Genomic DNA, 22953 nt, shown 5'->3' with positions numbered 1-22953 from the left:
AGTTTGATCACTTTGAAACTCGTCATGCACGGCCTTGAGCCGGGCATCCATGCGCTGAGGCGCCCAGACATGGATCGCCGGGTCAGGCCCGGCGATGACGGCAGAGAGGGTGCTTCAATTAAGACCTGACGCCCTAGATCGGCACCTGCTTGCTGTGGGAATCGTCCGGCGCGGGCGCGGCTTTCGGCGTCGGCAGGACGTCGCTGCCGCCATCGGGCGCTGCCTGCTTCCACAGATTCGGATTCCAATCCGCCTGATCGTCGTTGAGGTTGCGGTCGATGCTGTCGATCACCCGGCGGACAGATTTGGCGTTCACGCTGGCGATGGGCATCGCGATCTGCAGGAACAGATCGGTCTTGTCGTCGTCCTTGTGGAGCGAGAAAAACTCCGGCGCCTCGTCATTGTCCGCCAGCAGCTTCGCCATGGGCAGGCGGGCCAGCTCCTCGTCCGCGTAGCTGTACACCAGCGTGTAGACCCACATGTAGGTGTGGTCGCCCGAGAAGCTGAAATCGATCGTGTAGTCGTAGGTCGAGTGGATGACGATGTAGAAGTGCTGGCCCGAGGGCGAGGATTGCGTCGGGTAGCCCATCCCCTCCAGCAGCCGCCGATAGGGCTTGAGCGCCAGCTCTTCCTTGTTGTGGGGCGCCGGTGTTTGCGCCGATGCCATGGCACTGCCAGCCCCCCAGACGGCTAGGGCCAGAACCACCGTGCGGGCGAGTTGCGGCAAGGACGGCATGATGACGACTCACTTCCCCTGAGAATGACGAGACCTCACGAATGCGGGAGACGTGTGGCTGGCCCGGTATTCGTAAAGGTCGGCGGCCATCCTGGAGGTGCCACGCTCTCGTCTTCGTGATCATCAGCGAGGCGCGCTTTTCGGCGTGGCGGAGGGGCGACAGACGGCGCTCGAACCGTTACCAGAGCGCCGGACGCCGCGGGTGCAGCAGAGGATGGCGATGGCCGACGGGAACAAGATCAGCCTTTGGACCGATCAGCTCGCGGATGAGCCCCCGCGCCCGCCCCTCGCCTCCGACATCACCGCCGACGTCGCCATCATCGGCGCCGGCTATACCGGCCTCTGGACCGCCTATTACCTCAAGACCCGCGCGCCGTCGCTTCGCATCGTCGTGCTGGAAGCCGAGACCGTGGGCTTCGGCGCCTCCTCCCGCAACGGCGGCTGGGTCATCGGCGGATTGCTGGGTGAGGACCGGCTGATCGGCCGGCTGCCCGAACCCCGTCGTCGCGAAACCTGGTCCCTCGTCACCGCGATCCCTGACGAGGTCGCGCGGGTGACGGAGGCCGAAGGCATCGATTGCGACTTCCGGAAGGCCGGCATGCTCTATTGCGCCGCGCGCTATCCCGAGCAGGAAGTGCGGCTGCGCGCCTATCTCGACGAATTGCGGCATGAAGGGCTGACGGAGGATGATTTCCGCTGGCTCAACCGCGCCGAACTTGCAGCCCATGTCCGCATCGCGGGCGCCTATGGCGGCCTCTACTCCCCTCATTGCGCCACCATCCAGCCGGCCAAGCTGGTGCGCGGCCTCGCCCGCGTCGTGGAGCGGCTGGGTGTCATCATCCACGAGGGCAGCGCCGTCACCGCCTGGGCGCCGGGTTCGGTGCGAACGACGCAGGGCGCCGTCCGGGCCGAATGGGTCATCCCGGCGGTGGAAAGCTTCGCCGGCACCCTGCCGCCGCTCGGCCGCTATCAGCTTCCGGTCCACAGTCTCATCGTCGCGACCGAACCGCTGAGCGACGCGCTCTGGTCCGGCATCGGGCTCGACCGTGGCCAGGCCTTCGGCGAGTTCAGCCGCCAGGTCACCTACGGCCAGCGCAGCAAGGACAACCGGCTGGTCTTCGGGGCGCGTGGCGGCTACCGCTTCGGTGGCCGCATCCGCCGTGACTTCTCGCTGACGGCAGCGGAGACCGCGCTGCGCCGCCAGCTCTTCACCGACCTCTTTCCGCAGTTGAAGGACGTCCGCATCACCCATGCCTGGGGCGGCAATCTCGGCATGGGTCGGCGCTTCCAGGTGCATATGCTGGTCGACCGGCAGAACCGCATGGCGCTGGCCGGCGGCTATGGCGGCGAAGGGGTCGGCGCCACCAACCTCGCCGGCCGTACTCTCGCCGATCTCATCCTCGGGCGCGACAGTCTCGAAACCCGGCAGCCCTGGGTCATTCAGGATCAGCCCGTCACCCGCGCCCTCAAGGCCTGGGAGCCGGAGCCCTTCCGCTACCTCGCCTATGCCGCCATCGCCCGCAGTCTCGCAGCCGAGGATGCGGTGCTGGCCAATCCCCGCAGCCCGGCCTGGCGCCGGCGCCTTGCCCAGCAGGTTGCCGTGCGCATGGAAGCGCTGATGACCTGGAAGATCGGTTGACCTCCCTCACCGCGAAAGGACGCGCATGACCATCAGCCATATCAAGGCCGCCCTCACCGAGGCCTTGAGCGACCCGACCCCCGTGGGTTCGCCCATCGGCGAACCCGTGGCCCATATCCGTTACAAGGAATGGGAGCGGGACGACGCGGCGGAAACCGGCATCTGGGAATGCAGCCCGGGCCGCTGGAACCGCGCCGTGGCCGACCAGGAGTTCTGCCACTTCATCGCCGGCGCCGGCACCTTCACGCCCACCGGCGGAGATCCCATCCCCTTCAAGGCCGGTGACGCCTTCATGCTGTCTGCGAACACCTTCGGTGTCTGGGACATCACCGAGACGGTGCGGAAGACCTACGTCCTCATCAAGCGCTGAGGCCATCCACGAGCAGGGCCCGGGACGCCGCACGACGCGCGGGCCCGGTCTCGGCTGTCCAGACGACGGTACCGACCGTGCTGCAGGCGGGGCAGGCCGCATGCCAGGCCGCATGGTCCGTGCCGCATTCCGTGCAGTGCCAGCGGGGATCGGGTCCGGCCGATTGGGCGCGGCGCAGCGCCTCATGGGCCGCGAAGGTCGCAGCCTCGCCCCCGCCGGCCGCCGCATCCGCTTCCTCGATGTCGGCGAGCAGCACCCAGACACGCCGCTGGTCGAGCCCGGCATCGAGCGCCCGCTGCGCCAGGCGCCGCGCTTCCCCGGTGAGCTTCGCCGCGAGCGAGGCGCGCGCCTGGACGAGCGCGCTTTCGCCATGGCCGGGGGCGAAGCCCGCCAGCTTCTCGGCGCGCTTCACCCGGGCCAGCGCGTCTTCCTCAGGCTCCAGATAGAAGGCTGCGAGATCGGGATGCGGCGCGCGCGCCCAGGCGCGCTCCACCACCTGCTCGGCCTTGCGCCCGTCCCGCGCCGCGCGCAGCCGGCGCGCATAGGCGAGCACCGCGGGGCTCAGCGTCGGGTCGGCGTTATAGGCTTCCTTGGCGAGCCGCATCGCCTGCATGGGATCCTCGGTAGCCTCGGCCGCCGCCGTCGCCATCACCGCGCGCGGCGCATCGGGCCCGGCGAGCGCCAGAGCCTCGGCCCAGGCGCCGGTGCGGAGCGCGAGGCGGGCGCGTTCGCGCCGCAGCCACAGCGCGCCGGGATGGGCGAGTTCGGCGCGGCGTGCGAGATCGGCCGCCAGCGTCCAGTCCCCGGCGTCGATCGCCTGGCGCAACAGGCCGCGCAGGCCAAGGAAGGCGGCATCGGGGATCTCTGCGAGGCGGCGATACTCGGCCTCCATCTCCTCCGTGCGGCCAGCGAGACGCGCGGCCTCGGCCGAGACTAGCAGCGCCATCGGTGCCTCGGGCAGCAGGCGGCGGGCACGCGCGGCTTCGCGCCGTGCAGCCTTGGCGTCTCCGGCGGCAAGTGCCGAGAAGGCGCGCGTCACCGCGAACTCACCCTGGCGGAGCTGGCGCTGGTGCCGGCCGCGGCCGAAGCGACCGGGCGCCGAGACCAGCAGCGCGAGCAGCCTCGTCACCCCATAAAGCAGCAAGAACAGAAGGATGAGCGCCAGAACCACGATGGGGAGTGAGGCCTGGAAAGTATAAGGGCCGACGGAGGCCGTGACGTCGCCCGGGATGGCGCCGATGCCATAGGCGATGCCGACGAGAATGACGGCGAGGAGAAGGAAGCCGAGAACCCGCCGCATCAGTGGGCCGCCATCTCAGCCAGCGCCTGGCGCGCGGCGGTAAGCGCCTTGGCCTGGTCCATCCAGGGTGCCATGGCCTGTGACGCCGGCCCCTGCAGAGTGCCGAGCACGGTGACGGCGCCCGAGAGGTCTCCGGCATCGAGCAGGCGGCGCGCATGCGCCAGGATGCCGCTCGTCTGATCGCCCACGATCACGCGGTCCCCCTCGCGCAGCGTCACCAGGTTCTGCACGCGCTGCCAGGCGCCAGCCCAGAAGCCGCGCTTGGCCTCGGCCGGGCCCCCTGCCTTCTCGGCAGCGCGGGCTGCGGCGGGATAGTCGAGCCGGAGCTGCGCCTCGGTCGGCGGCGCCGTGGTGGCGAAGGCGGCGAGCGCCGGGGGCGCATCGGCAAGGCTGCCGAGCGGTTTGCCGGCCGCCAGCGCATCTTCGGCACGCAGAACCGCGGCCAGCCGGTCCGACTGCGCGCTGAGCGACGGCAGGCTCTCGGTCTGCTGGGCGAGGCTCTTCGTGCGGTCGGAGAGGTCGCCGAGCTGCTGTTGCAGCGCCGTCAGCGTCTGGCGGAGCGACTGGCTGTCGCCCGCTTCCCGCTGCGCCAGGCTGTCGACGCGGCCGGACAGCGTCTCCAGGCTCTGGGCCGCGGGCGTCGCGGAAGCGGCGGATTGCTGAAGCTGCGCGATCTGGTCCTTGAGGCGGGCGATGTCGCCTGACACGTCCGGCGCGGGGGCCGGTGGCGCGGGCTGCGGCGCAGCGCTCCCGCTCTGGCTGCCGGATGCAGGAAGGGCCGCGATCTGCTGGCGCAGCTGGGCCACGTCCTGACGCTCGCGTTGGTCGAGGCTCGCGAGGGAGGATTGCAGGTTCGAGACCTGCCCGCGAAGCGCCGCGACCACGCCGCTCTGATCGGGCGGGATGGGCGGCATCTCCGGCGCCGGCACCGGCCGCGTCCAAAGATAGGCGACGCAGCCGCCGAGAATGACGAATCCGGCGAGCGTCAGCAGCGGGGTCACGCGGTTCGGCTCGGCCGATGGCCGTGCGGACGGGGGGGCCCCGTTCGCGCGCGGTGCCTGTGGCGGGACGCTGCTCGCGCCAGGCTTGGCCGTCTCCGGCGCCGCCGAGACCTTCGGCGCGGCGGCGGGCCGGGGCTCGCCGGGGGAGACGCGGTCGGGGGTTGGCGTCACGTCTGACTTGGGCTCTGGGGTCTGTTCGGGCGCGTCAGTCATTCAATAGGGCCAATACCGCTTTCTCGTTGGGTTCCATTGCCACATGGATGCGTGCCCAGGGCAAGTCCTGAGCGGCATCCGCGACGGGCGCGCTGATCACGCCGAGGTTGAGACGGGCGACGCTTTCCGCCAGCCCGACGGCCCGGACGAGCCTGTTCAGACAAAGTGCGGTCTCCCGCGAGAAGAGCAAGACCCAGCCCTCGCTCTCCGCCCGTAGCATCGCTTCGGCCGCCGCCGGCAGGCGCGTGACCGAATGCGCCGCATACACCTCTTCGCGGAGAACTTCAAAACCAAAGGCTTGCAGGATCGTCTTCAAGCGATCTCCTTGATTCAGGCCGGTCGCCAGCAGCAGGGGCGCGCCCTCGCGCGGCAGGCGCTCGATGATCAGCCGGGCCAGATCCTCGGCCCGGCCCCGCGCACTCTCGACGCGGCGGAAGCCCGCGGCCCGCGCTTCCGCGGCCGTCGCATCGCCTACGGCATAGAGCGGCAGGTCGTGATAGAGCGCCGGCAGCGCCGGTATCGCCTGGCGGCTCGCCACCAGCACGCCACGCAGCCGCTCGGGCGCAGGCAGCGCACGGGCGAAGGTCTGGACCGTGAGCAGCGGCGCCAGGATCGGCGTGAAGCCCCGCGCCGTCAGGCGCCGGGCGGTCTCGGCGCCGCCGGGCGGCGGCCGGGTCACGAGGACGGGCAAGGAAGGAGAGCCGGGCGGCATCGCCGTCCGCCCGCTCAGTCGAGGAAGATGTCGGCGGGGGCGCGGCCGCGCAGCTCGTCACCCAGCGTCCGGCCGAGGCGCTCGGCCTCGCGCGGGCTGCCGCTGATCTCGGATCGGAGGAGGAAGGAGCCGTCTTCCCGCGCGACGAGCCCGGTCAGGTGCAGCGCACCCTCGACGATCCGCGCATAGCCGCCGATCGGCGTGCGGCAGGAGCCGTCGAGGGCGGCCAGCAGACCACGCTCGGCGGAGGAGACGGCACGCGCCTCTGGGTCCTCGATCCCGCCCAGGAGTTCGCGCAGCTCGATGTCGTCCGCGCGCACCGTGACGCCGACGATACCCTGGCCGGCCGCCGGCACCATGATCTCCGGCGAGATCACGACCGAGGCTTCGGCCGCGAGGCCCAGGCGCCGGAGGCCGGCAAGCGCCAGCAGGCTCGCCGCGAACTCGCCCGACTTCACGCGGGAGAGGCGGGTCTGCACGTTGCCGCGGATGATGCGCACGGTGAGGTCGGGCCGCGCATGGAGCAGCTGCGCCTGCCGGCGGACGGAGGCCGAGCCGACCAGAGCGCCGGTGGGAAGGCAGGCAAAGGGATCGGCCGCATCTCCGGGCGCGATCCCCTCGCCCAAAATCAACACGTCCCGCGCATCCTCGCGCTTGAGGGTGCAGGCGAGCACGATGCCGGGCGGCAGCTCGGTCTCGAGATCCTTCAGGCTATGGACCGCGAAATCGATCCGTCCATCCGCCAGTGCTTCGTGGATTTCTTTTGCAAACAGGCCCTTGCCGCCCACTTCTGCGAGCGGCCTGTCGAGGATGCGGTCCCCCGTCGTGGTGATGATGTGCTCTTCGAAGACGTTCATGGAATCCAGCACGGGGCAGAAGCGGCTGAGCTGCGCCTGGAAGGCGCGCGTCTGCGCCAGCGCCAGCGGAGACCCGCGTGTACCGACACGCAGGGGCAGCGTGCGGCGATGGGGTTTTACGCGCAGCTCATGCGATACAACGTCTGGAGACCTCATCGGCGCGTGTTAATGCCAGACATCAGTGAAGAAAAGACTTTTGCCCTGCGCGACGGCCTTGACTGGAGCGAGGACAGCGCAGGCCCCGTCCTTGCCATCGAATCCTCCTGCGACGAGACGGCGGCCGCCATCCTGGCGCCAGACGGCGCGGTGCTGGCGGAGACGGTGCTGAGCCAGTTCGCGGAGCACGCACCCTTCGGCGGCGTGGTGCCAGAAATCGCGGCGCGCGCCCATCTCGTCCATCTGCCCGGCATGGTGCAGCGCCTGCTGGAGCAGACCGGCCTCGCGCCGCAGGACCTCGGCGCCGTCGCCGCCACCACCGGCCCCGGCCTCATCGGCGGGCTGCTGGTGGGTGCGGGCTTCGGCAAGGGGCTGGCGCTCGCGGCCGGCCGGCCCTTCATCGCCGTGAACCATCTCGAAGGCCACGCATTGACGGCCCGCCTGCCCGGCCTCGTGCCCGGCGGCGCGCCCTTTCCTTATCTGCTGCTGCTGCTCTCCGGCGGTCATTGCCAATGCGTGGCGGTGGAGGGCGTCGGCCGCTACCGGCGGCTCGGCGGGACGATCGACGATGCCGTGGGCGAAGCCTTCGACAAGGTCGCGAAGCTGCTCGGCCTGCCGATTCCGGGCGGCCCGGCGCTGGAACGGCTGGCGGCGCGCGGTGATGCCGGGCGCCTTCCCCTACCCCGGCCGCTGCTCGGCCGCCCGGGCTGCGACTTCTCCTTCTCCGGCCTGAAGACGGCGGTCGCTCAGGCGGTCGCGGCCCTGCCGCCCGGCCCGATCGAGGAAGGCATGGCGGCGGACATCGCGGCTGCCTTCCAGGCAGCGGTGGTGGCGGTGCTGGCGGACCGTGCCGCGCATGCGCTGGATGCGATGCCGGAGGCGCGGCTGATGGTGGTGGCGGGCGGCGTCGCCGCCAATGCGGCGATCCGCACGGCTTTGACCGAGGTGGCGCAGCAGCGCGGCCTGCCGCTCGCGGCACCGCCGCTGCGCTATTGCGGAGACAACGCTGTGATGATCGGCTGGGCGGCGCTGGAGCGGCTGCGGGCGGGCTGCGCGGTCTCGGGACGAGACCTGCGGCCGCAGCCGCGCTGGCCACTCGCAGCGTTGACCGGTCCCGCCGCGCCGCCCGCCCCTTGACCCGCGGCCTCATCCCGAAAACGTGACCGCGCGCCGCCCCTTCCAAAGGGGAAAGATTGCGCGATTGTAATTCATCTGTGCTTAAATCTCAGTCGCTTAGCGTCCGTGACTTGGTCACGGGCGTGATCGCGTTCCCGTCCTGCGTCTCGCTCACGTTTCGATCACAGGTGATGTCCGGCCATGGCTACGGTCCTCTCTCTGCGCGCCTCCCTCCGCACGGCCGGGCTCGGTCTCACGCTGCTGAGTGTGCTGCCGCTCGCCGCCTGTGACGGTGCGGGCGACACGGTCAATGTCGGCAGCGTCGCGGGGCTTGAGGATAGCGTGTTCGGCACGCGCAACGTCAGCGCCATGCCGAACATTCCACCCCCGCCGGCACCTGCCGCGCCGACCCCGGGCGCGGTGCCGATCTCGCCCGTTCTCGTCGGCGGCAGCCCGCAGGCGATGCTCGCCGCCAATCTCCACAAGGCCGGCTATACGCCCGCCGAACAGGCCGGCCCCGCGGCGCTCACCCCCGGCCTGCTCTCGGCCGAGACTGCCGTGATCAGCAGCGCGCTCGCCGCCGAAGTGCCCCATCCCATCCAGCTGAGCGCGGAGCGGCAGGCGCTGCTCGTGGCCCTCGCCCGCAGGATGGCGGCCGATGACCACTTCACCATCCGTCAGCCCCAGCTCGTGCTCATCGTTGACCGCTCCCCGCACGGGCAGACGCTCTCCATCACCCTGGCGCAGCCGGACGGCCCCTGGAATATCCTCGGCACCCGTGCCGTCTCCACCGGCAAACCCGGCCGAAAGGAGCATTTCAAGACGCCGGTCGGCGTGCTGCTGAACGACGGTGCCGAACTCGGCTATCGCGCCCAGGGCACCTACAACGAGAATCACATCCGCGGGCTCGGCGTGAAGGGCATGCGGGTGTGGGATTTCGGCTGGCAGACGAGCGAGGACTGGCGGACACCGGGGGCCACAATGCAGGTGCGGGTCGAGATGCACGCGACCGATCCGGCCGTGCTGGCGCAGCGGCTCGGCCGCGCCGATTCCGAGGGCTGCATCCGGATTCCGGGACCGCTCAATGTCTTCCTCGACCGCCACGGCATCATCGATGCGGATATCGAGCGGCTGGCTGTTCAGGATGCGGGCTACCGCGCCCTGCTCTCCCGTGACTTGCAGCCGACACCGCTGGCGGGGGATGCCGTCATCGTCGTCGACAGTTCGGAGCCCAACGCGAAGCCCTACCCACCGGTGACGGTCGCCCTCAGCGGCTAGGGTCTGTCAGCTTCCGTCTCAACTGCCCACCCATCACCGTCATGCCTGTGCAAGCGGGTCTCTTTTGGCGATGGTGCGCCATCTCCCCGGGCGGGGATGCTGTGGCGGACAAGAAGATGCCCGCCTGCGTGGGCATGACGAGACAAACGGGTTCAATCAAAACCTGAACCGCTCTGGACCCGTAGGTCAGCTCCCATGGCGCAGCGTGAGACGCGCAAGTTCCGCGCGCACCAGCCGCTCCACCATGTCCGCGAGATGCGCGTCCAGCCAGGATTTCAGCATGGGGCGCAGTTCGCTGCGCACGACCTCTTCCAAGCTGGGGCCGCCACCGGCGCCCGTCTGCACGAAGGCCTCCCGCTCCGCCTGCAACTGGCGCAGCATCGCTTCGACCGATGCGGTGGCTGCAGCCGCTGCGGCCGGCGCCAGAAGCGCTTCCAGAGCCTGGGCATCGAGTGGCGGCAGCGCCGCCTTCTCTCCGGCGTCCTTGCCCTCGGCCTCTTCGCTCTGCGCCGAATGGACCATCGACACGGGCTCGTCGATGGGCGCCGAAAGCGGCGCCGGTTCCGGCGTCACCTCCAGCGTCTCGAGAAAGACCGCATCGACCGGCACGCCCGGGCCGGGGGACGGCGCGCCGGGCATGAGCTCTGCTGCTGCGGGCGGCATCGGTTCGGCCTCCACGGCGGGGGCCGTCACCGGCTCCGGCTCACGGATCGCCATGCTTTCGTCGAGCAGGATGACCTGCGCCGGGCCGCCGCTCTCCTCCTCGTGCTGGAGGGGCTGCGCCGCGGGCGCCCCTTCCTTCAGCCTTGCCTGCTCATCCAGCATGATGCGCCGGATCGAGGCGAGGATGTCGTCCATCGACGGTTCCTGATCGTCCGGTTTCGTCGTCATCTCTGGACTCCCGGCTGCGCGCCGTCGCTCACTGGTTGCGGTTGCTCAGATTGTCGACAGGGCTGCCATTGTCGTCACCCACCGAATTCGCGGTCGGATCGCCCGTGCCGAACCAGGCATTCTTCACCGCATCGTAATAGGCGTTGTCGTCGTACAGCGGGACGTTGAGGCCGATGTCGCGCGCGGTGAAGCGGCCCATGGCGCCGGCCACGTTGTAGGAGGCGATCACCAGGTTGGCGAGGTTCTGCACCAGAGTCACCTGGGATTGCAGCAGCAGCTGCTGGGCGTTCAGCACGTCGAGCGTGGTGCGGCTGCCGACAATGGCCTCGCGCTCGGTGCCATCCAGGGCGATCTGGTTGGCGGCGATCTCGGCGCGGGTGCTGCTGATGGTGGCGCGGGTCGCCACCAGCGTTTCCCAATACTGCTCCGCATTCTGAATGGCCGTGCGGCGCTGCAGCTCGACCTGCTGACGGGCATATTCGCGCTGCTGCACCGCCTGGCGAATGGCCGCATATTCCGCGCCGCCCTGATAGATGGGCACAGTCAGGCTCAGCACCGCCTCGGCGCCGTTCGAGGTGTAGTTCGCCTGGCTCTGGTTGATCTGCTTATAGAGCTGACCCTGCAGCGAGAGCTGCGGCATCAGCTTGCTCCAAGCGACGTTCACGTTGTCGGCGGCGGCGGCCTGGTTGAACTGGGCTTGGACCACGGCCGGGTTGTTGGCCGCCGCGATGGCGGACACGGCCGCCTTGTTGTCCGCCGGGATCTTCAGCGGCTGCGGCGGGGTGAGGTGCTTTGGCTGCAAGCCGACGACCGCCACGAACTGGGCTTCCGCCGTCTTCAGATTGCCTTTTGCGGTCTGCACATCGGCTTCGGCACCGGCCAGCGCGCTTTCGCTCTGTGCCACGTCCGTGCGGGTGATTTCGCCGACCGAGAAGCGGTCCTGCGTCGCCTTCAGCTGTTCCTTGAGGACGTTGGCGTTGTTGATGGCGAGCGCCAGGAGCTGCTGATCCTCGATCACCGTGACATAGGCCTGCACGACGCTTTGGAAGACCTGCTGCTCGATGTTGATGAGATTGGCGCGCTCGGCCTTCACCTTGTCCCGCGCCTGGGCGGTCTGCGCCTTGGTGCCGCCGCCGTTGTAGAGGTTTTCGGTGATGGTGCCGGCGATCTGGCCGAGGTCGCGATTCTGCGTCGTCGTCGTGGTGACGCTCTGCCCCGTCAGGGTGCTGCCGCCGGTGATAATGTTGCCTTGCGCATAGCCCGCGCTGCCGGAGACGGTGATGGTCGGCTTCCACCCGGCCAGCGCCGAGGGCACGTTCTCGTCCGTCGCCCGCAGATTGGCGCGCTCGGCCTGCAGGGTGGGATTGTTGGCATAGGCCGCCGCCAAAGCCTGGCTGAGGGTCTGGGCGGAGGCGGGGGCTGCCCCAGCCAGAAGACCCAGACCGATCAGAACGCCAATGCGTGAAACCATCTATCCCATTCCAATCTTCGACGCCGCCCCGCCCTTGCGGAAGCGCAACCACGCAGCGAGCGGAGGAGGAACCCCCTCCGCCCCGGTTTCGGACACCGTCGCATTTGCAACAGTATCAGGGGTCAAGGTCAATCTCTTAGGAAGGCACGCCATGGACCGCCTGCCGCGGCTGCGGCCGGAACTCCAGGAAAGCCAAGCTCAGAACTGAAATTCCGGCACCGTTTCAAAGCCTGGCAGCACGGCGGTGCGGCAGTCGAAGAGCGGACGGGTGACGAGAGATGCGCCCTGACGCTCGCCGCGGATGGCGACGCCGGTGGCCGCCGCACCCGGAAAGGCGCTCTGGCGCTGCACGGTGACGAGACGACCGCCGCTTTCGCGCAGCTGCGTCGCGAAGCTGGGGGGCACCACGTCCACCATGCCTTCGATGAGAATCGCGTCCCACACCTGCGCGCCGGGCACGCCGGCGGCCAGATCACCCTGGTGCAGCGCGACGGTCACGCCGGCCTCGCGCCAGCCGCTGCGCGCGGCGTCGATCAGCCGCGCGTCGGATTCGAGGGCGGTGACGCGCGCGCCGCAGGCCGCGAGCACCGCCGCGCCATAGCCGACGCCCGCGCCAACCACGAGAATCCGCTCGCCCGCGACCGGGGCGAGGGCCTGAGCCAGCCGCGCGAAGGCAAGCGGGGCGATCAGCCAGCGCCCGTGGCCGAGGTCGACGTCCTGATCGGCATAGGCGACGGAATAGAGTGCAGGTGGCAGAAACTTCTCGCGGGGCACGCGGCGCATCGCCTCCAGCACGGCCGCATGCGTCACCTTGGTCGGGCGAAGCTGGCTATCGACCATGAACTGGCGCGCGCTTGCGAAATCGGGAACCGTCTGAGCCATCATCTCCACCGCATCACCGCTAGGTCACTCGAGCATAGCGGGGCCGCCGTCCTGCGCCAAGCAGGCTGGCCGGGGCAGCCCCCGGCCCCGCGGTCTTGACCTGTTGGCCGACCTCCCCGATAAGCGCGCCCACAGCCCCGGTCCCGTGGCAGAGTGGTGATGCAACGGACTGCAAATCCGTGAACCCCGGTTCAATTCCGGGCGGGACCTCCAGGCCTCTTCCCCGCCGCCGCCGTATGAGCGCAGGCGTGATCGCCGGATGCACCCGCGGCTGGCCGCCATGCCTGGAAAATCATTGACTTTGCACCTATCTCCCGGCGATATCGCGCGGCAAAGCGATCGCAGATCCGCACCGGGGCGCTGGGGCACCGTCGCGGCTTTTCGGCCGTTCCATCCGTGTCTAGCCGCGGCTGGTCCCGTTGTCCGGCGCGGCGCACACCGAAGCACGATCACCACAGGATTATATCCTCTTTGTCTCTCCATGCCGCGTCCTCCGCAGACGCACAGACCCAAGCGGCCGCTGAGGCCGTGAACACCACCCTCCCGGCCCCGGCCCCTGCGGCAGAGACCGCCCCGCCCGCTGCCGCGGAGGATGCCGCCCCCCGCACGACCTTCGCCGATCTCGGCCTGTCGGAGGACATCCTCCGCGCCATCACCGAAAAGGGCTATGTCCACCCGACGCCGATCCAGGAGCAGGCGATTCCCGTCGTGCTCCAGGGGCGGGACGTGATGGGCGTGGCGCAGACCGGGACCGGCAAGACCGCGAGCTTCACCCTGCCGATGTGCGAAATCCTGTCCGGCTCGCGGGCGCGGGCGCGCATGCCGCGCAGCCTCATCCTGGAGCCGACGCGCGAACTCGCCCTGCAGGTCGCCGAAAACTTCGTCCAATACGGCAAATACCTGAAGCTCAACCACGCCCTTCTCATCGGCGGCGAAAGCATGGCCGACCAGAAGGAGGTGCTGATGCGCGGCGTCGACGTGCTGATCGCGACGCCGGGCCGCCTGATCGACCTGTTCGAGCGCGGCGGACTGCTGCTGACCGATACGCGCGTCCTCGTCATCGACGAGGCCGACCGCATGCTCGACATGGGCTTCATTCCGGATGTCGAGCGCATCGTCTCGCTGCTGCCGATGAACCGCCAGACGCTGCTGTTCAGCGCCACCATGGCGAAGGAAATCCGCCGCCTGGCGGACGCCTTCCTGCAGAACCCGAAGGAGATCAAGACGGCGGCCGCCGCTTCCGTCGCGACCACCATCGTCTCGGGCCTCGCCATCGTCGAGGAGCGCGAGAAGCGCCGGGCGCTACGCCACCTGATTCGCACCGAGCAGGTGCAGAACGCGCTCATCTTCTGCAACCGCAAGCGCGACGTGGACGTGCTCTACAAATCCCTGCAGCGCCACGGCTTCAAGGTCGGCGCGCTGCACGGCGACCTGCCGCAGTCCGCCCGCTTCGCGACGCTCGAGAAGTTCCGCGCGGGCGAGCTCGACCTGCTCGTCTGCTCCGATGTCGCGGCGCGCGGCATCGACATCGGCGGCCTCAGCCACGTCTTCAATTTCGACGTGCCGCATCATTCCGAGGACTACGTGCATCGCATCGGCCGCACCGGCCGCGCGGGCCGGGAAGGTCATGCCTTCACCCTCGCCTCGCCCGATCAACGGGAGGCCGTGGAAGCGATCGAGAAGCTGACGGGCAAGCCCATTCCGCGCATCACGATCGAGGGCTTCGACGCCGTCGAATGGGCGGAAGGCGGCGACAAGAAGGGCCGCGGGCGCGGCCGGGGCCGGGCCAAGGAGCCGGCGCGCGACCAGAAGGAGCAGCCGGCCGAGAAGAAGCAGGCCAAGGAAGCTCCGACCGAGGCCGAGAAGGAGCATGGGCGCCGCAAGGCGAAGGAGCAGCGGCCGGAGAAGACCGCCGAGGTCTCCCGCCCCGAGCCTGCCCGCGCAGACACCGGCCGCAGCGATGCCGGCCGCAGCAAGGCGCCGGCCTCCGGCGAGGAGCGCGGCGATCGGAACGATCGCAACCGTGGACGCGACCGTGACCGCGATCTCGGCCCCTCCGTCGTCGGCTTCGGCGACGAGATTCCGGCCTTCATGCTGATCCGCCGCCGCGGCTCGGGTGTCGAGAGCGTCGATGCCCCGGGTTTCGTGCCGGGTGACGAGCCGGATCTGGCGCAGGACGAGGACGGCGACGCGCGCTGAACGCGGCGCGCGGCCCCTTCCCCCCCAAGCCCGAGGGTTACAGCATGCAGATCGGAGCAGACGCGCCGACCTTTCAGGCCCGCGTCGAGGCGATGGGCGCGGATGGCGACGGCATTGCCCGCCTGCCCGACGGGCGCACCCTCTTTCTGCCCTATACTTTGCCGGGCGAAGAGGTGGAGGCGCGGCCGGTCACCCGCCGGGGCCAGAACGTCGCCGGCATTGCCGAAACCGTCCTGAAGCCATCCGAGGAGCGGGCCGAACCGCCCTGCCCTCATTTCGGCGCCTGCGGCGGATGCAGCCTGCAGCATTGGCGGGATGAAGCCATCGCCGGCTGGAAGACGGCCGCGCTACGCAGCGCGCTGATCCAGGCAGGCTTCCCCGACCCCGTGGTCGGGCCCATCGAAACCTCCCCGCCCGGGGCGCGCCGCCGCGTCGATCTCGCCATCCGCAAGCAGGCGGGCATTGCCAGCATCGGCTTCCATCAGGTGCGAGCGGATGCCATCGTCCCGATCGAGACCTGCCTGGTCGCCGATCCCGCGATCCTCGCCCTGCTACCCCCGCTCAGGGCGCTCGTGCCCCGGCTCGTCTGCATCAAGCGCGACGCGAGCGGCGTCATCAACCTGCTCGACACCGGGCCCGACCTGCTGCTGCGCACCGATGGCGAGCCCACGGCCGGCGACCGCCGGCTGCTCGCCGCCTTCGCCGCCGAGCGGGGCCTTCCCCGCATCGCCTGGGCGCTGAAGGACGGGCCGATCGAAGTGGCGGCGCAGCTGTCCCCCGCCGTCATCCATTTCGCCGGCGCCCCTGTGCCGGTGCCGCCCGGCGCCTTCCTGCAGGCGACGGCGCGCGGGGCGGGGGCGATCATTGCCGCCGTGCTCGCCGGTCTGCCTCCGAAGCTGAAGCCGCGCGATCGCATCATCGAACTCCACGCCGGCTGCGGCACCCTCACGGTCCCGCTGGCCGGCCGCGCCCGGGTCATGGCCTATGAGGGCGATGCCGCCGCCGTCACCGCCCTGCAGAAGGGCGCTGCCGCCGCGGGCCTGCACGGCACCATCCTGGCCGAGACGCGGGATCTCGTCCGCCGCCCGCTGATGGTGGCCGAGTTCAAGGACGCGGCCGCCGTGGTGCTCGATCCGCCCTTCGCCGGCGCCGCCGGGCAGATGGAGGCGATCGCGGCCTCCGGCGTCACCCACGTGATCTATGTCAGCTGCAATCCGCAGGCGCTGGCGCGGGATGCGGCCCCCTTGCGCCGGGCCGGGTTCACGCTCGCCGCGGCGACGCCGATCGACCAATTCCTGTGGTCGGCGCGGCTGGAAAGCGTCGCCTGCTTCACCCGCCCGCCTCCGGCCAGGCCGCGCGCCCGTCCCCCGCGCTGAGCGCGGGCCTGACCGATCGGTCATCCCTGTGCATCTCTGATTGACGGCGGCCTCTCGCCATCTCAAGAGTGGCCCCCATATGCCGGGCTAGCCGCCCGAATTGGAGAGGTTGCCCTGCTGCCTTCGAGACACCCGCATGCCCGCGCTTGATCCGTCCAAGCTTGAATCGAGCGAGGCCCGCGCGGTGTATCGCCTGGATCATTGGCGGGAATGCCCGGATTGCGGGCTGCTCTCCTCCCTGCCGGAGATGCAGGCCGGGCTGGTCGCGGAATGCCCCCGCTGCGGCAAGACGTTGTGGCGCATGCTGCGCTCGCCCTTCAGCTTTCCCATCGCCTGCGGCCTGGCGGCGACGCTCTTCTACGCCTTCGCGCTGGCCGCGCCCTTCCTCGAAATCTCCGCCTATGGGCGATTCCAGCTCGCGCGGCTCGAGACCGGCCCGGATTCCCTGATCGCCCAGGGCTTCATCCTGCTCGGCGTCCTGGTGATGCTCGTCACCGCGATCTTTCCCGGCGTGAAGCTCGGCATCATGCTGACGACGCTGATCGGGCTCGAAACCGGCTTCGTCTCGCCGCGTTTCTCCATCCCGCTGTTTCGCTGGTACACGCGGATCACGCCCTGGTCGATGATCGACGTCTATCTGCTGGGCTTCCTGGTGGCCTATACGCGCCTCATCGCCATCGCCCACGTCAATCTCGACACCTCGCTCTATGCGCTGATCGGGCTGATGATCTCGATGGCGGCAGCCGACGGTGCGCTGGACCACGAGGCGGTCTGGCGGTCGCTGGAACGCGCGGAACTCGCGCTCGATCTGCGCTACCTGCGCCGCCATCCGGAGAAGCGGGCCGAGGTTGCGACTCCCGCCATGATGGAACGCGCGGAGCCTGCGGTCATCGGTTGCCACGTCTGCCACCTCGTCAACCACGCCCGCCCCGGAGACCACTGCCTGCGCTGTGACGCCAGGCTGCATCCGCGCAAGCGGAACGTCGTCTCGCGCACCTGGGCCCTCGTCATCGCCGCCCTCTGCCTGTACGTGCCGGCCAACATCTATCCGGTGATGGCGATCACCCAGCTCGCCAAGACCCAGGACTTCACCATCTTCGGCGGCATCAAGGAGCTGATCGACTACGGGCTATGGCCCCTGGCCGCCCTCGTCTTCCTCGCCAGCATCACCATCCCGCTCGCCAAGCTCATCACTCTCGGCTACCTGCTGATCCAGACGCAGCGCGGCCGCCCGATGCAGCTGCATTTCCGCACCCGCGCCTTCCGCATCATCGATTTCATCGGCCGCTGGTCGATGATCGACATCTTCATGATCTCCATCCTCGTCGCCCTCGTCCGCTTCGGCCAGTTCGCGCACATCAATGCCGAGACCGGCGCGCCCTGCTTCGCCGCCGTCGTGGTGCTGACGATGTTCGCCGTCATCACCTTCGACCCACGCGTGATGTGGGACGCGTCGCGCGGCACAGCCCCCCTCCCGGCCGACCGGCCATCCACGCCCGGCGTCAGACCGGATCCCGCGCTCGGCGCGAAGGACGTGACCGTATGAGCGACCCTGATCACCCGCCGGCCGTGGACCAGCAGCCGCCCCAGCCGCAGATGCCGCCGCCGCCCGTGCACATCCGCCAGCGGCGCTTCAGCTTCGTCTGGATCATCCCGATCCTGGCGGCTGCCATCGCGATCTACCTCGGCTACCGCACCATCATGGAACAGGGGCCGCTGATCACCATCACCTTCCAAAGCGGCGAAGGCCTGGCGGCGGGGCAGACCCAGATCAAATACAAGGCCGTGGCCCTCGGCACGGTCGAGAGCATCGACCTTGCGCCCGACAACAGCCACGTCATCGTCCGCGTGCGCATGAACAGCCTCGGCACCCGGTTCCTCACCGACCATGCCCGCTTCTGGGTGGTGCGCCCGCGCCTCTCCGTCACCAATCTCTCGGGTCTCGACACCCTCGTGTCCGGCGCCTTCATCGGCGTCGATCCGGGCTCACCGGGCGGCCGCTACGACACCCATTTCAAAGGGCTGGAGGAGCCGCCGGGCGTGCGGTCCGACGTGCCGGGCAGCACCTACGTGCTGCGCGCCGGCAGCGTGGGCTCGCTCTCCACCGGCTCGCCCGTCTTCTACCGCGACGTGATCGTGGGCGAAGTGCTGGGCTACGATCTCGGCGACGGCATCGGGCCGGTGACGATCAACATCTTCGTCCGCGCGCCCTACAACAAGCTGGTGAAGCCCGAGAGCCATTTCTGGGACTCCTCGGGCATCACGCTGGGCCTGCAGAACGGCGGGTTCCACGTCGAGTTCCAGTCGGTCGAGGCGCTGCTCGCCGGCGGCGTCACCTTCGATCTGCCGGCGGGCGCGATCCATGCCGCGCCAAGCCCCGACAACGCGACCTTCCAGCTCTTCCCGAGCCGGCAGGATGCGGAATCGGCCGGCTATTCCCACAAGATCCCGATCGTCGCCTATTTCGAGAGCTCGGTCGCCGGGATCGACCGCGGCACGCCGGTGACCATCTTCGGCATGCAGGTCGGCGAAGTCACCGGCCGCCAGCTGATGATCGACCCGGCCAAGGGCACCTCTCAGGTGCGCATTACCGCCGAGCTGCAGCCCGAGCGCGTGTTCAACAGCGACGATTTCCCGAAGACGCTCGATCCCGGCGTGGTGCTGCAGAACATGGTGAACAACGGGCTGCGCGTCTCCCTCGCCAGTTCCAACTTCATCACCGGGTCGAAGGAAATGGCGCTGGTGATCGACCCGCATGCGAAGCCGGTGCAGATCACCCAGGAAGACGACGCCTATGTGCTGCCGAGCATGGAAGGCGGCGGCGACCTGATGGCCAGCGCCTCGGCGATCCTCGCCAAGGTCGAGGCCATTCCCTTCGGCGAGATCGGCGACAATCTGAACAAGCTGCTCGAAACCTCGAACCAGACGCTGGGCAGCGATCAGGTGAAGAAGGCGATCGCCAACCTCTCGACCACGCTCGAAAGCGTGCAGCAGCTGGTGGAGAATACGAATACCAGCCTGCAGCCGACACTGAAGAAGCTGCCCGAGATGACGGCCAATCTCGACCGCACGCTGAAGAGCGCCAATCAGGCGGTGGGCCAGCTCGGGCGCTCCTACGGGGGCAATTCGGACTTCCAGCGCAGCCTGGACCAGCTGATGACGCAGGCCGACGGGGCGCTGCGCTCCGTCAAGGAACTGGCCGACTTCCTCAACCGGCATCCGGAAGCCCTCATTCTCGGCCGCACCGGCCGCGCGACAGGTGGACAATGATCAGCCGACGCCGCTCCTTCCTCGCCGCTCTGGGCGGCCTGCCCCTCGCCGCTGCCGGCCTCGCGGGCTGCACCTCGCCCAATCCGAACTACTACCGGATCGGCACCGTGCCGGGCGTGCAGCTCACCGGCGGCCCGCCCTCGGTCGAGGTGCGCACGATCAGCATTCCGGGCTATCTCGACCGCCAGGGAATCGTGAAGCAGGCGAACGACTACAAGCTCGACATCCATGAGAACGACATCTGGGCCGAGCCGCTGGCCGGGATGCTGGAAGATACGCTGGTCTCCGATCTGCAGACGCGCCTGCCCGGCACGACGGTGATCGGCGCCGGCGGCTCGATCGGCGCCAATGCCGATCTGCTGGTCGAGACCAACGTCCTGCGCTTCGATCCGGATCCGAACGGGCAGATGGTGCTGCAGTTCCAGGTGGGCATCCGTGACGCGGCGAGCATGAACCTGCTCGGCACCCGCGCCTTCACGCATCAGGCGCCGTCCGGACAGCCCGTGGTCGCACAGATCGTCGCCGGGATGAGCCGGCTTTGGGGCCTCGCCGCGGACGATATCGCGACCTTCCTGGTGCAGAGCTGGGCCGCCCATCCGCCCGTCGTCTCTTCGGCCGGCTAAGGGAAATGGAGGCTTTGCTGACGGCCGCGATCGGCCCCGGCCAGGTCATCCCCGGCGCCGAGGTCGCTGGCCTACTCTCGGCGACGGGCCTGCCCGACATGCCGGCGCTGATGCGAGCGCTGCTCCCCGCGGCCCAGGCTCTGGCGCGGCCGCCGATCTCCCACTTCCGCGTCGGCGCGGTCGGGCGGGCCGCCGGCAGCGGGGATCTGATCCTCGGCGCCAATGTCGAATTTCCAGGCGCGGCGGTGGCCGAGACCATCCATGCCGAGCAGTTCCTTTTCTCCCGCGCGCACGCGCTCGGCGCGCGGCTCGAGACGATCATGGTCTCCGCTCGGCCCTGCGGCCACTGCCGCCAATTCATGAGCGAATTTGCGGGCGCCGATCGGCTGACGATCCTCGATCCGGACGCCGGAGCGCTGTCGCTCGACGCGCTGCTGCCCTTCCGCTTCGGCCCGACCGATCTCGGAATGCCAGGGGCAGACCCGGCCGCCCGGCAGAACCTCACCCTGGCCGACGAAGCGTCGCATGATCCCGCGCTGCTGGCGGCCCTGCTTGCCGCGGGCGCTTGCGCCCACACGCCCTATAGCGGCGCGCCCTCGGCAATCGCCCTTCGTCTCGCCACCGGGGAGATCGTGACCGGCAGCACGATCGAGAATGCGGCCTATAACCCCGGCCTGCCCCCGCTCCAGGCAGCGCTCGTCACCCTCGTCGCTCTGGGGCGCAACTATTCCGAGATCACCGCGGCGCTGCTCGGCCGCATGCCGGGTGCGGCCTTCGATTTCACCGCATCTTCTGCAAAGCTTCTCGATATCATTGCGCCAGACGCATCACTCGAGACCTTGTCCTGGCGGCCGGCGCAGTCCTCGTAACACCAGCGGTCTGATATAGAGGGCGGATGACCGCGCCCTTCTGGAAAACCAAGACGCTCGACGAGATGAGTCAGGCGGAATGGGAATCGCTCTGCGACGGCTGCGGCCGCTGCTGCCTGCACAAGTTGCGGGACGACGAGACCGAGGCGCTGTCCTTCACCAATGTCGGTTGCCGCCTGCTCGACACCGAGACCTGCCGCTGCACCGACTATGCCAATCGCTTCAAGAAGGTGCCGGACTGCGTGCAGCTCACCCCCGCGGTGCTGCGCGAGGTCGATTGGCTGCCGCCCTCCTGCGCCTACCGGCTGATCGAGGAAGGGCGCGATCTGCCGCCCTGGCATCCGCTCCGCTCCGGCACGCCGGAGACGGTGGTGACCTCGGGCGCCTCCGCCGCAGGGCGCATCATCAACGAGAGGCAGGCCGGTCCGCTCGAACATCATGTCGTCGATTGGCCAGGACGCCCCGTCCGCCTGCGCCGCGCGAAGCCCAGCTGAGTCGCCGCGATGAGCGCCGAGACCGAAACCACCCTCCCCTGGAGACACCTCTTCGCGCGGCCCTATGGCGCCTATCTCGCGACCTTCAGCCTCGGCTCCGCCCTCTATGCTTTCGCGGCCTTCCTGGTCTCCGCCTGCATGCCCTCCGCCGTGCAGGTGCTCGGGCATATCGACCTGATGAGCTGGGGCTTCACCTTCTATCTGGTGGCCGCGATCATGGCCGGCATCCTCGCCTCTCCCCTCAAATGGCGCTTCGGCACCGGGGCTGCGCTCCAGATGGCGGGGATGGCCTACCTGCTCGGCTCGCTTGCCTGTGGCCTTGCCCCCTCCATCTGGGTGCTGCTCGGAGGGCGCGTGTTGCAGGGCCTGGGCGAAGGGGCGGTCTCCGGCCTCACCTACATCCTGATTCCCGAAGTCTTCCCGCCGCTGATGATCCCGGCGATCTTCGGCATCGAAGCGACGATCTGGGCGGCCGGGTCTCTCGCCGGGCCGGTGATCGGCGGCTTTCTGACGCAGACCGTGTCCTGGCGCGCCGCCTTCCTCGTGGAAGTGCCACCCATCCTCGTCTTCATGGCTCTGGTCTGGGCGGTGATCCCGGAACAGGGGCGGCGCGCGGAAGCACGGCACCCGCTGCCGATCGCCCGCATGGCGGGGGTTGCCCTCGGCATCCTGCTGCTGTCGCTGGCGGTCATCGAAACCACCACGGCGCTTCGCCTCGCGAGCGTCGGCGCCGCCGTCGTCCTTCTGGTCGCGATGGCGGTCTGGGATCTGCGGGCCGGCAACCGCCTGTTGCCGAAGGGCGCCTTCTCACTCAGCCGCCCGGCGGGCCTCGCCTTCTGGATCGTGCTGCTGCTGCCCTCCGCCCATACCGGCCCCGGCACCTATATCGTGCTGCTCATCGAGAAGATCTGGGGCTATGGCCCGCTCGGCGCGAGCATCCTGGGCGCTGCCATGGTGGTCGGCTGGAGTGGCGTGGGCATGCTGGTGAGCCGCCTGTCGCCGCGCCATGCACGGCTGTGTCTCTGGGCCGGGCCGGCCTGCGCCGCCATCGGCCTGCTCCTCGGCGCACCCGCCATGGCGATGACCTCGCTCTGGCTACTGCTGGCGGGCCAGGCGCTGGTTGGCACCGGCTACGGCCTCTGCTGGGGTTTCCTCAGCCAGACGATCATGACCGGATCCTCCGAAGCGGACCGGGACCGCGCCTCCGCGATGCTGCCCACGATCCTCTCGACCGGCCTCGCGATCGGCGCTGCCCTGGGCGGCCTCGCCGCAAATGCCGCCGGTCTGGCGGAAGCCGTGCCGGAGGCGGTCGTGGTGCGTGCCGGCGTCTGGTGCTTCATCGTGGCAGGCATGATCGGCTTGGCCGGCCTCGCGCTCGCGCTGCGGCTGCGCCGCCTCCTCACCCCGGCGCGTTGACGCGCCAAACAGCCCCTCCTAGGCTCGGCATCGGCTTTTTTTATCTTGTTCCGCATCGGGGACGCGGCATCGAGCAAGGCGCGG

Annotated in this window: 20 protein-coding genes and 1 tRNA gene; 13 read left to right on the top strand and 8 right to left on the bottom strand. The window is 69.4% G+C overall.

Features of this window, described 5'->3' with window-relative positions; genetic code table 11:
* Window positions 1-133 precede the first annotated feature (133 nt).
* Window positions 134-736, bottom strand: coding sequence for a hypothetical protein (locus ACYQ6W_RS14665; RefSeq protein ID WP_459676287.1), 603 nt, complete (start codon window positions 734-736; stop codon window positions 134-136).
* Between the two features lie 220 nt (window positions 737-956).
* Here ACYQ6W_RS14665 and ACYQ6W_RS14660 point away from each other — a divergent pair, with 220 nt between their 5' ends.
* Together ACYQ6W_RS14660 and ACYQ6W_RS14655 are read left to right on the top strand one after the other, a co-directional pair.
* Window positions 957-2375 (top strand): NAD(P)/FAD-dependent oxidoreductase, encoded by a 1419-nt coding sequence (locus ACYQ6W_RS14660; protein ID WP_459676284.1) that lies wholly within the window; start codon window positions 957-959, stop codon window positions 2373-2375.
* A gap of 25 nt (window positions 2376-2400) precedes the next feature.
* Entirely contained in the window at window positions 2401-2745 is a 345-nt protein-coding gene (locus ACYQ6W_RS14655) for a cupin domain-containing protein (protein ID WP_459676282.1), read from the top strand.
* Here ACYQ6W_RS14655 and ACYQ6W_RS14650 read toward each other — a convergent pair.
* From ACYQ6W_RS14650 to hemC, 4 genes are read right to left on the bottom strand one after another with little or no spacing between them, the layout of a single operon-like run.
* Window positions 2735-4045, bottom strand: a complete 1311-nt coding sequence (locus ACYQ6W_RS14650) for a heme biosynthesis HemY N-terminal domain-containing protein (protein WP_459676281.1) — start codon at window positions 4043-4045, stop codon at window positions 2735-2737. The two genes, ACYQ6W_RS14655 and ACYQ6W_RS14650, sit on opposite strands and share 11 nt — an antisense overlap.
* Complete coding sequence (locus ACYQ6W_RS14645) at window positions 4045-5217, bottom strand: COG4223 family protein (RefSeq protein WP_459676279.1); 1173 nt, start codon at window positions 5215-5217, stop codon at window positions 4045-4047. Before ACYQ6W_RS14645 ends, ACYQ6W_RS14650 begins: the two co-directional genes overlap by 1 nt.
* A gap of 34 nt (window positions 5218-5251) precedes the next feature.
* A complete protein-coding gene (locus tag ACYQ6W_RS14640; RefSeq protein ID WP_459676277.1) occupies window positions 5252-5950 on the bottom strand; it encodes a uroporphyrinogen-III synthase in 699 nt (232 codons plus the stop codon).
* A gap of 35 nt (window positions 5951-5985) precedes the next feature.
* Complete coding sequence (hemC, locus tag ACYQ6W_RS14635) at window positions 5986-6984, bottom strand: hydroxymethylbilane synthase (RefSeq protein WP_459676276.1); 999 nt, start codon at window positions 6982-6984, stop codon at window positions 5986-5988.
* A 12-nt stretch (window positions 6985-6996) separates the two neighbouring features.
* On the opposite strand from hemC, the gene tsaD reads away from it, so the two are divergent.
* Window positions 6997-8121, top strand: a complete 1125-nt coding sequence (gene tsaD, locus ACYQ6W_RS14630; RefSeq protein WP_459676275.1) for a tRNA (adenosine(37)-N6)-threonylcarbamoyltransferase complex transferase subunit TsaD — start codon at window positions 6997-6999, stop codon at window positions 8119-8121.
* A 180-nt stretch (window positions 8122-8301) separates the two neighbouring features.
* Complete coding sequence (locus ACYQ6W_RS14625) at window positions 8302-9378, top strand: L,D-transpeptidase (protein ID WP_459676274.1); 1077 nt, start codon at window positions 8302-8304, stop codon at window positions 9376-9378.
* Between the two features lie 186 nt (window positions 9379-9564).
* On the opposite strand, the gene ACYQ6W_RS14620 is transcribed toward ACYQ6W_RS14625, so the two are convergent.
* From ACYQ6W_RS14620 to ACYQ6W_RS14610, 3 genes are all read right to left on the bottom strand, one after another.
* On the bottom strand, window positions 9565-10269 hold the full coding sequence (locus ACYQ6W_RS14620) for a DUF2497 domain-containing protein (protein WP_459676273.1): 705 nt from the start codon (window positions 10267-10269) through the stop codon (window positions 9565-9567).
* Between the two features lie 28 nt (window positions 10270-10297).
* On the bottom strand, window positions 10298-11740 hold the full coding sequence (locus tag ACYQ6W_RS14615; protein WP_459676272.1) for a TolC family outer membrane protein: 1443 nt from the start codon (window positions 11738-11740) through the stop codon (window positions 10298-10300).
* Between the two features lie 198 nt (window positions 11741-11938).
* Entirely contained in the window at window positions 11939-12622 is a 684-nt protein-coding gene (locus ACYQ6W_RS14610; protein ID WP_459676271.1) for a protein-L-isoaspartate O-methyltransferase family protein, read from the bottom strand.
* A gap of 139 nt (window positions 12623-12761) precedes the next feature.
* Here ACYQ6W_RS14610 and ACYQ6W_RS14605 point away from each other — a divergent pair.
* The 9 genes from ACYQ6W_RS14605 to ACYQ6W_RS14565 all read left to right on the top strand — a co-directional run bounded on the left by ACYQ6W_RS14605 (window position 12762) and on the right by ACYQ6W_RS14565 (window position 22869).
* Window positions 12762-12835, top strand: a tRNA-Cys gene (locus tag ACYQ6W_RS14605).
* A gap of 258 nt (window positions 12836-13093) precedes the next feature.
* Window positions 13094-14821: a DEAD/DEAH box helicase gene (locus ACYQ6W_RS14600; RefSeq protein ID WP_459676270.1), complete on the top strand. Its 1728-nt coding sequence runs from the start codon at window positions 13094-13096 to the stop codon at window positions 14819-14821.
* A 44-nt stretch (window positions 14822-14865) separates the two neighbouring features.
* Complete coding sequence (locus ACYQ6W_RS14595; RefSeq protein WP_459676269.1) at window positions 14866-16197, top strand: class I SAM-dependent RNA methyltransferase; 1332 nt, start codon at window positions 14866-14868, stop codon at window positions 16195-16197.
* 136 nt (window positions 16198-16333) lie between these two features.
* Window positions 16334-17743, top strand: a complete 1410-nt coding sequence (locus ACYQ6W_RS14590; RefSeq protein WP_459676268.1) for a paraquat-inducible protein A — start codon at window positions 16334-16336, stop codon at window positions 17741-17743.
* Window positions 17740-19467: a PqiB family protein gene (locus ACYQ6W_RS14585; RefSeq protein ID WP_459676267.1), complete on the top strand. Its 1728-nt coding sequence runs from the start codon at window positions 17740-17742 to the stop codon at window positions 19465-19467. Before ACYQ6W_RS14590 ends, ACYQ6W_RS14585 begins: the two co-directional genes overlap by 4 nt.
* Entirely contained in the window at window positions 19464-20090 is a 627-nt protein-coding gene (locus ACYQ6W_RS14580; protein ID WP_459676265.1) for a PqiC family protein, read from the top strand. Before ACYQ6W_RS14585 ends, ACYQ6W_RS14580 begins: the two co-directional genes overlap by 4 nt.
* A gap of 5 nt (window positions 20091-20095) precedes the next feature.
* Window positions 20096-20959 (top strand): cytidine deaminase, encoded by an 864-nt coding sequence (gene cdd / locus ACYQ6W_RS14575; protein ID WP_459676264.1) that lies wholly within the window; start codon window positions 20096-20098, stop codon window positions 20957-20959.
* 26 nt (window positions 20960-20985) lie between these two features.
* Window positions 20986-21453, top strand: coding sequence for a YcgN family cysteine cluster protein (locus ACYQ6W_RS14570; protein WP_459676262.1), 468 nt, complete (start codon window positions 20986-20988; stop codon window positions 21451-21453).
* 9 nt (window positions 21454-21462) lie between these two features.
* A complete protein-coding gene (locus tag ACYQ6W_RS14565) occupies window positions 21463-22869 on the top strand; it encodes an MFS transporter (protein ID WP_459676261.1) in 1407 nt (468 codons plus the stop codon).
* The last annotated feature ends 84 nt before the right edge of the window (window positions 22870-22953 follow it).

This window comes from Acidisoma sp. 7E03 (genome assembly GCF_054665075.1).
Note: the sequence above shows the minus strand (reverse complement) of the source record. Positions and strands in the feature narration are given on the sequence as shown.

Bases quoted from the DNA above. Each gene is read 5' to 3' on its own strand.
- ACYQ6W_RS14665 (WP_459676287.1), bottom strand. From the start codon at position 736: ATGCCGTCCTTGCCGCAACTCGCCCGCACGGTGGTTCTGGCCCTAGCC.
- ACYQ6W_RS14660 (WP_459676284.1), top strand. From the start codon at position 957: ATGGCCGACGGGAACAAGATCAGCCTTTGGACCGATCAGCTCGCGGAT.
- ACYQ6W_RS14655 (WP_459676282.1), top strand. From the start codon at position 2,401: ATGACCATCAGCCATATCAAGGCCGCCCTCACCGAGGCCTTGAGCGAC.
- ACYQ6W_RS14650 (WP_459676281.1), bottom strand. From the start codon at position 4,045: ATGCGGCGGGTTCTCGGCTTCCTTCTCCTCGCCGTCATTCTCGTCGGC.
- hemC (WP_459676276.1), bottom strand. From the start codon at position 6,984: ATGAGGTCTCCAGACGTTGTATCGCATGAGCTGCGCGTAAAACCCCAT.
- tsaD (WP_459676275.1), top strand. From the start codon at position 6,997: ATGCCAGACATCAGTGAAGAAAAGACTTTTGCCCTGCGCGACGGCCTT.
- ACYQ6W_RS14625 (WP_459676274.1), top strand. From the start codon at position 8,302: ATGGCTACGGTCCTCTCTCTGCGCGCCTCCCTCCGCACGGCCGGGCTC.
- ACYQ6W_RS14620 (WP_459676273.1), bottom strand. From the start codon at position 10,269: ATGACGACGAAACCGGACGATCAGGAACCGTCGATGGACGACATCCTC.
- ACYQ6W_RS14615 (WP_459676272.1), bottom strand. From the start codon at position 11,740: ATGGTTTCACGCATTGGCGTTCTGATCGGTCTGGGTCTTCTGGCTGGG.
- ACYQ6W_RS14610 (WP_459676271.1), bottom strand. From the start codon at position 12,622: ATGGCTCAGACGGTTCCCGATTTCGCAAGCGCGCGCCAGTTCATGGTC.
- ACYQ6W_RS14595 (WP_459676269.1), top strand. From the start codon at position 14,866: ATGCAGATCGGAGCAGACGCGCCGACCTTTCAGGCCCGCGTCGAGGCG.
- ACYQ6W_RS14590 (WP_459676268.1), top strand. From the start codon at position 16,334: ATGCCCGCGCTTGATCCGTCCAAGCTTGAATCGAGCGAGGCCCGCGCG.
- ACYQ6W_RS14585 (WP_459676267.1), top strand. From the start codon at position 17,740: ATGAGCGACCCTGATCACCCGCCGGCCGTGGACCAGCAGCCGCCCCAG.
- ACYQ6W_RS14580 (WP_459676265.1), top strand. From the start codon at position 19,464: ATGATCAGCCGACGCCGCTCCTTCCTCGCCGCTCTGGGCGGCCTGCCC.
- cdd (WP_459676264.1), top strand. From the start codon at position 20,096: ATGGAGGCTTTGCTGACGGCCGCGATCGGCCCCGGCCAGGTCATCCCC.
- ACYQ6W_RS14570 (WP_459676262.1), top strand. From the start codon at position 20,986: ATGACCGCGCCCTTCTGGAAAACCAAGACGCTCGACGAGATGAGTCAG.
- ACYQ6W_RS14565 (WP_459676261.1), top strand. From the start codon at position 21,463: ATGAGCGCCGAGACCGAAACCACCCTCCCCTGGAGACACCTCTTCGCG.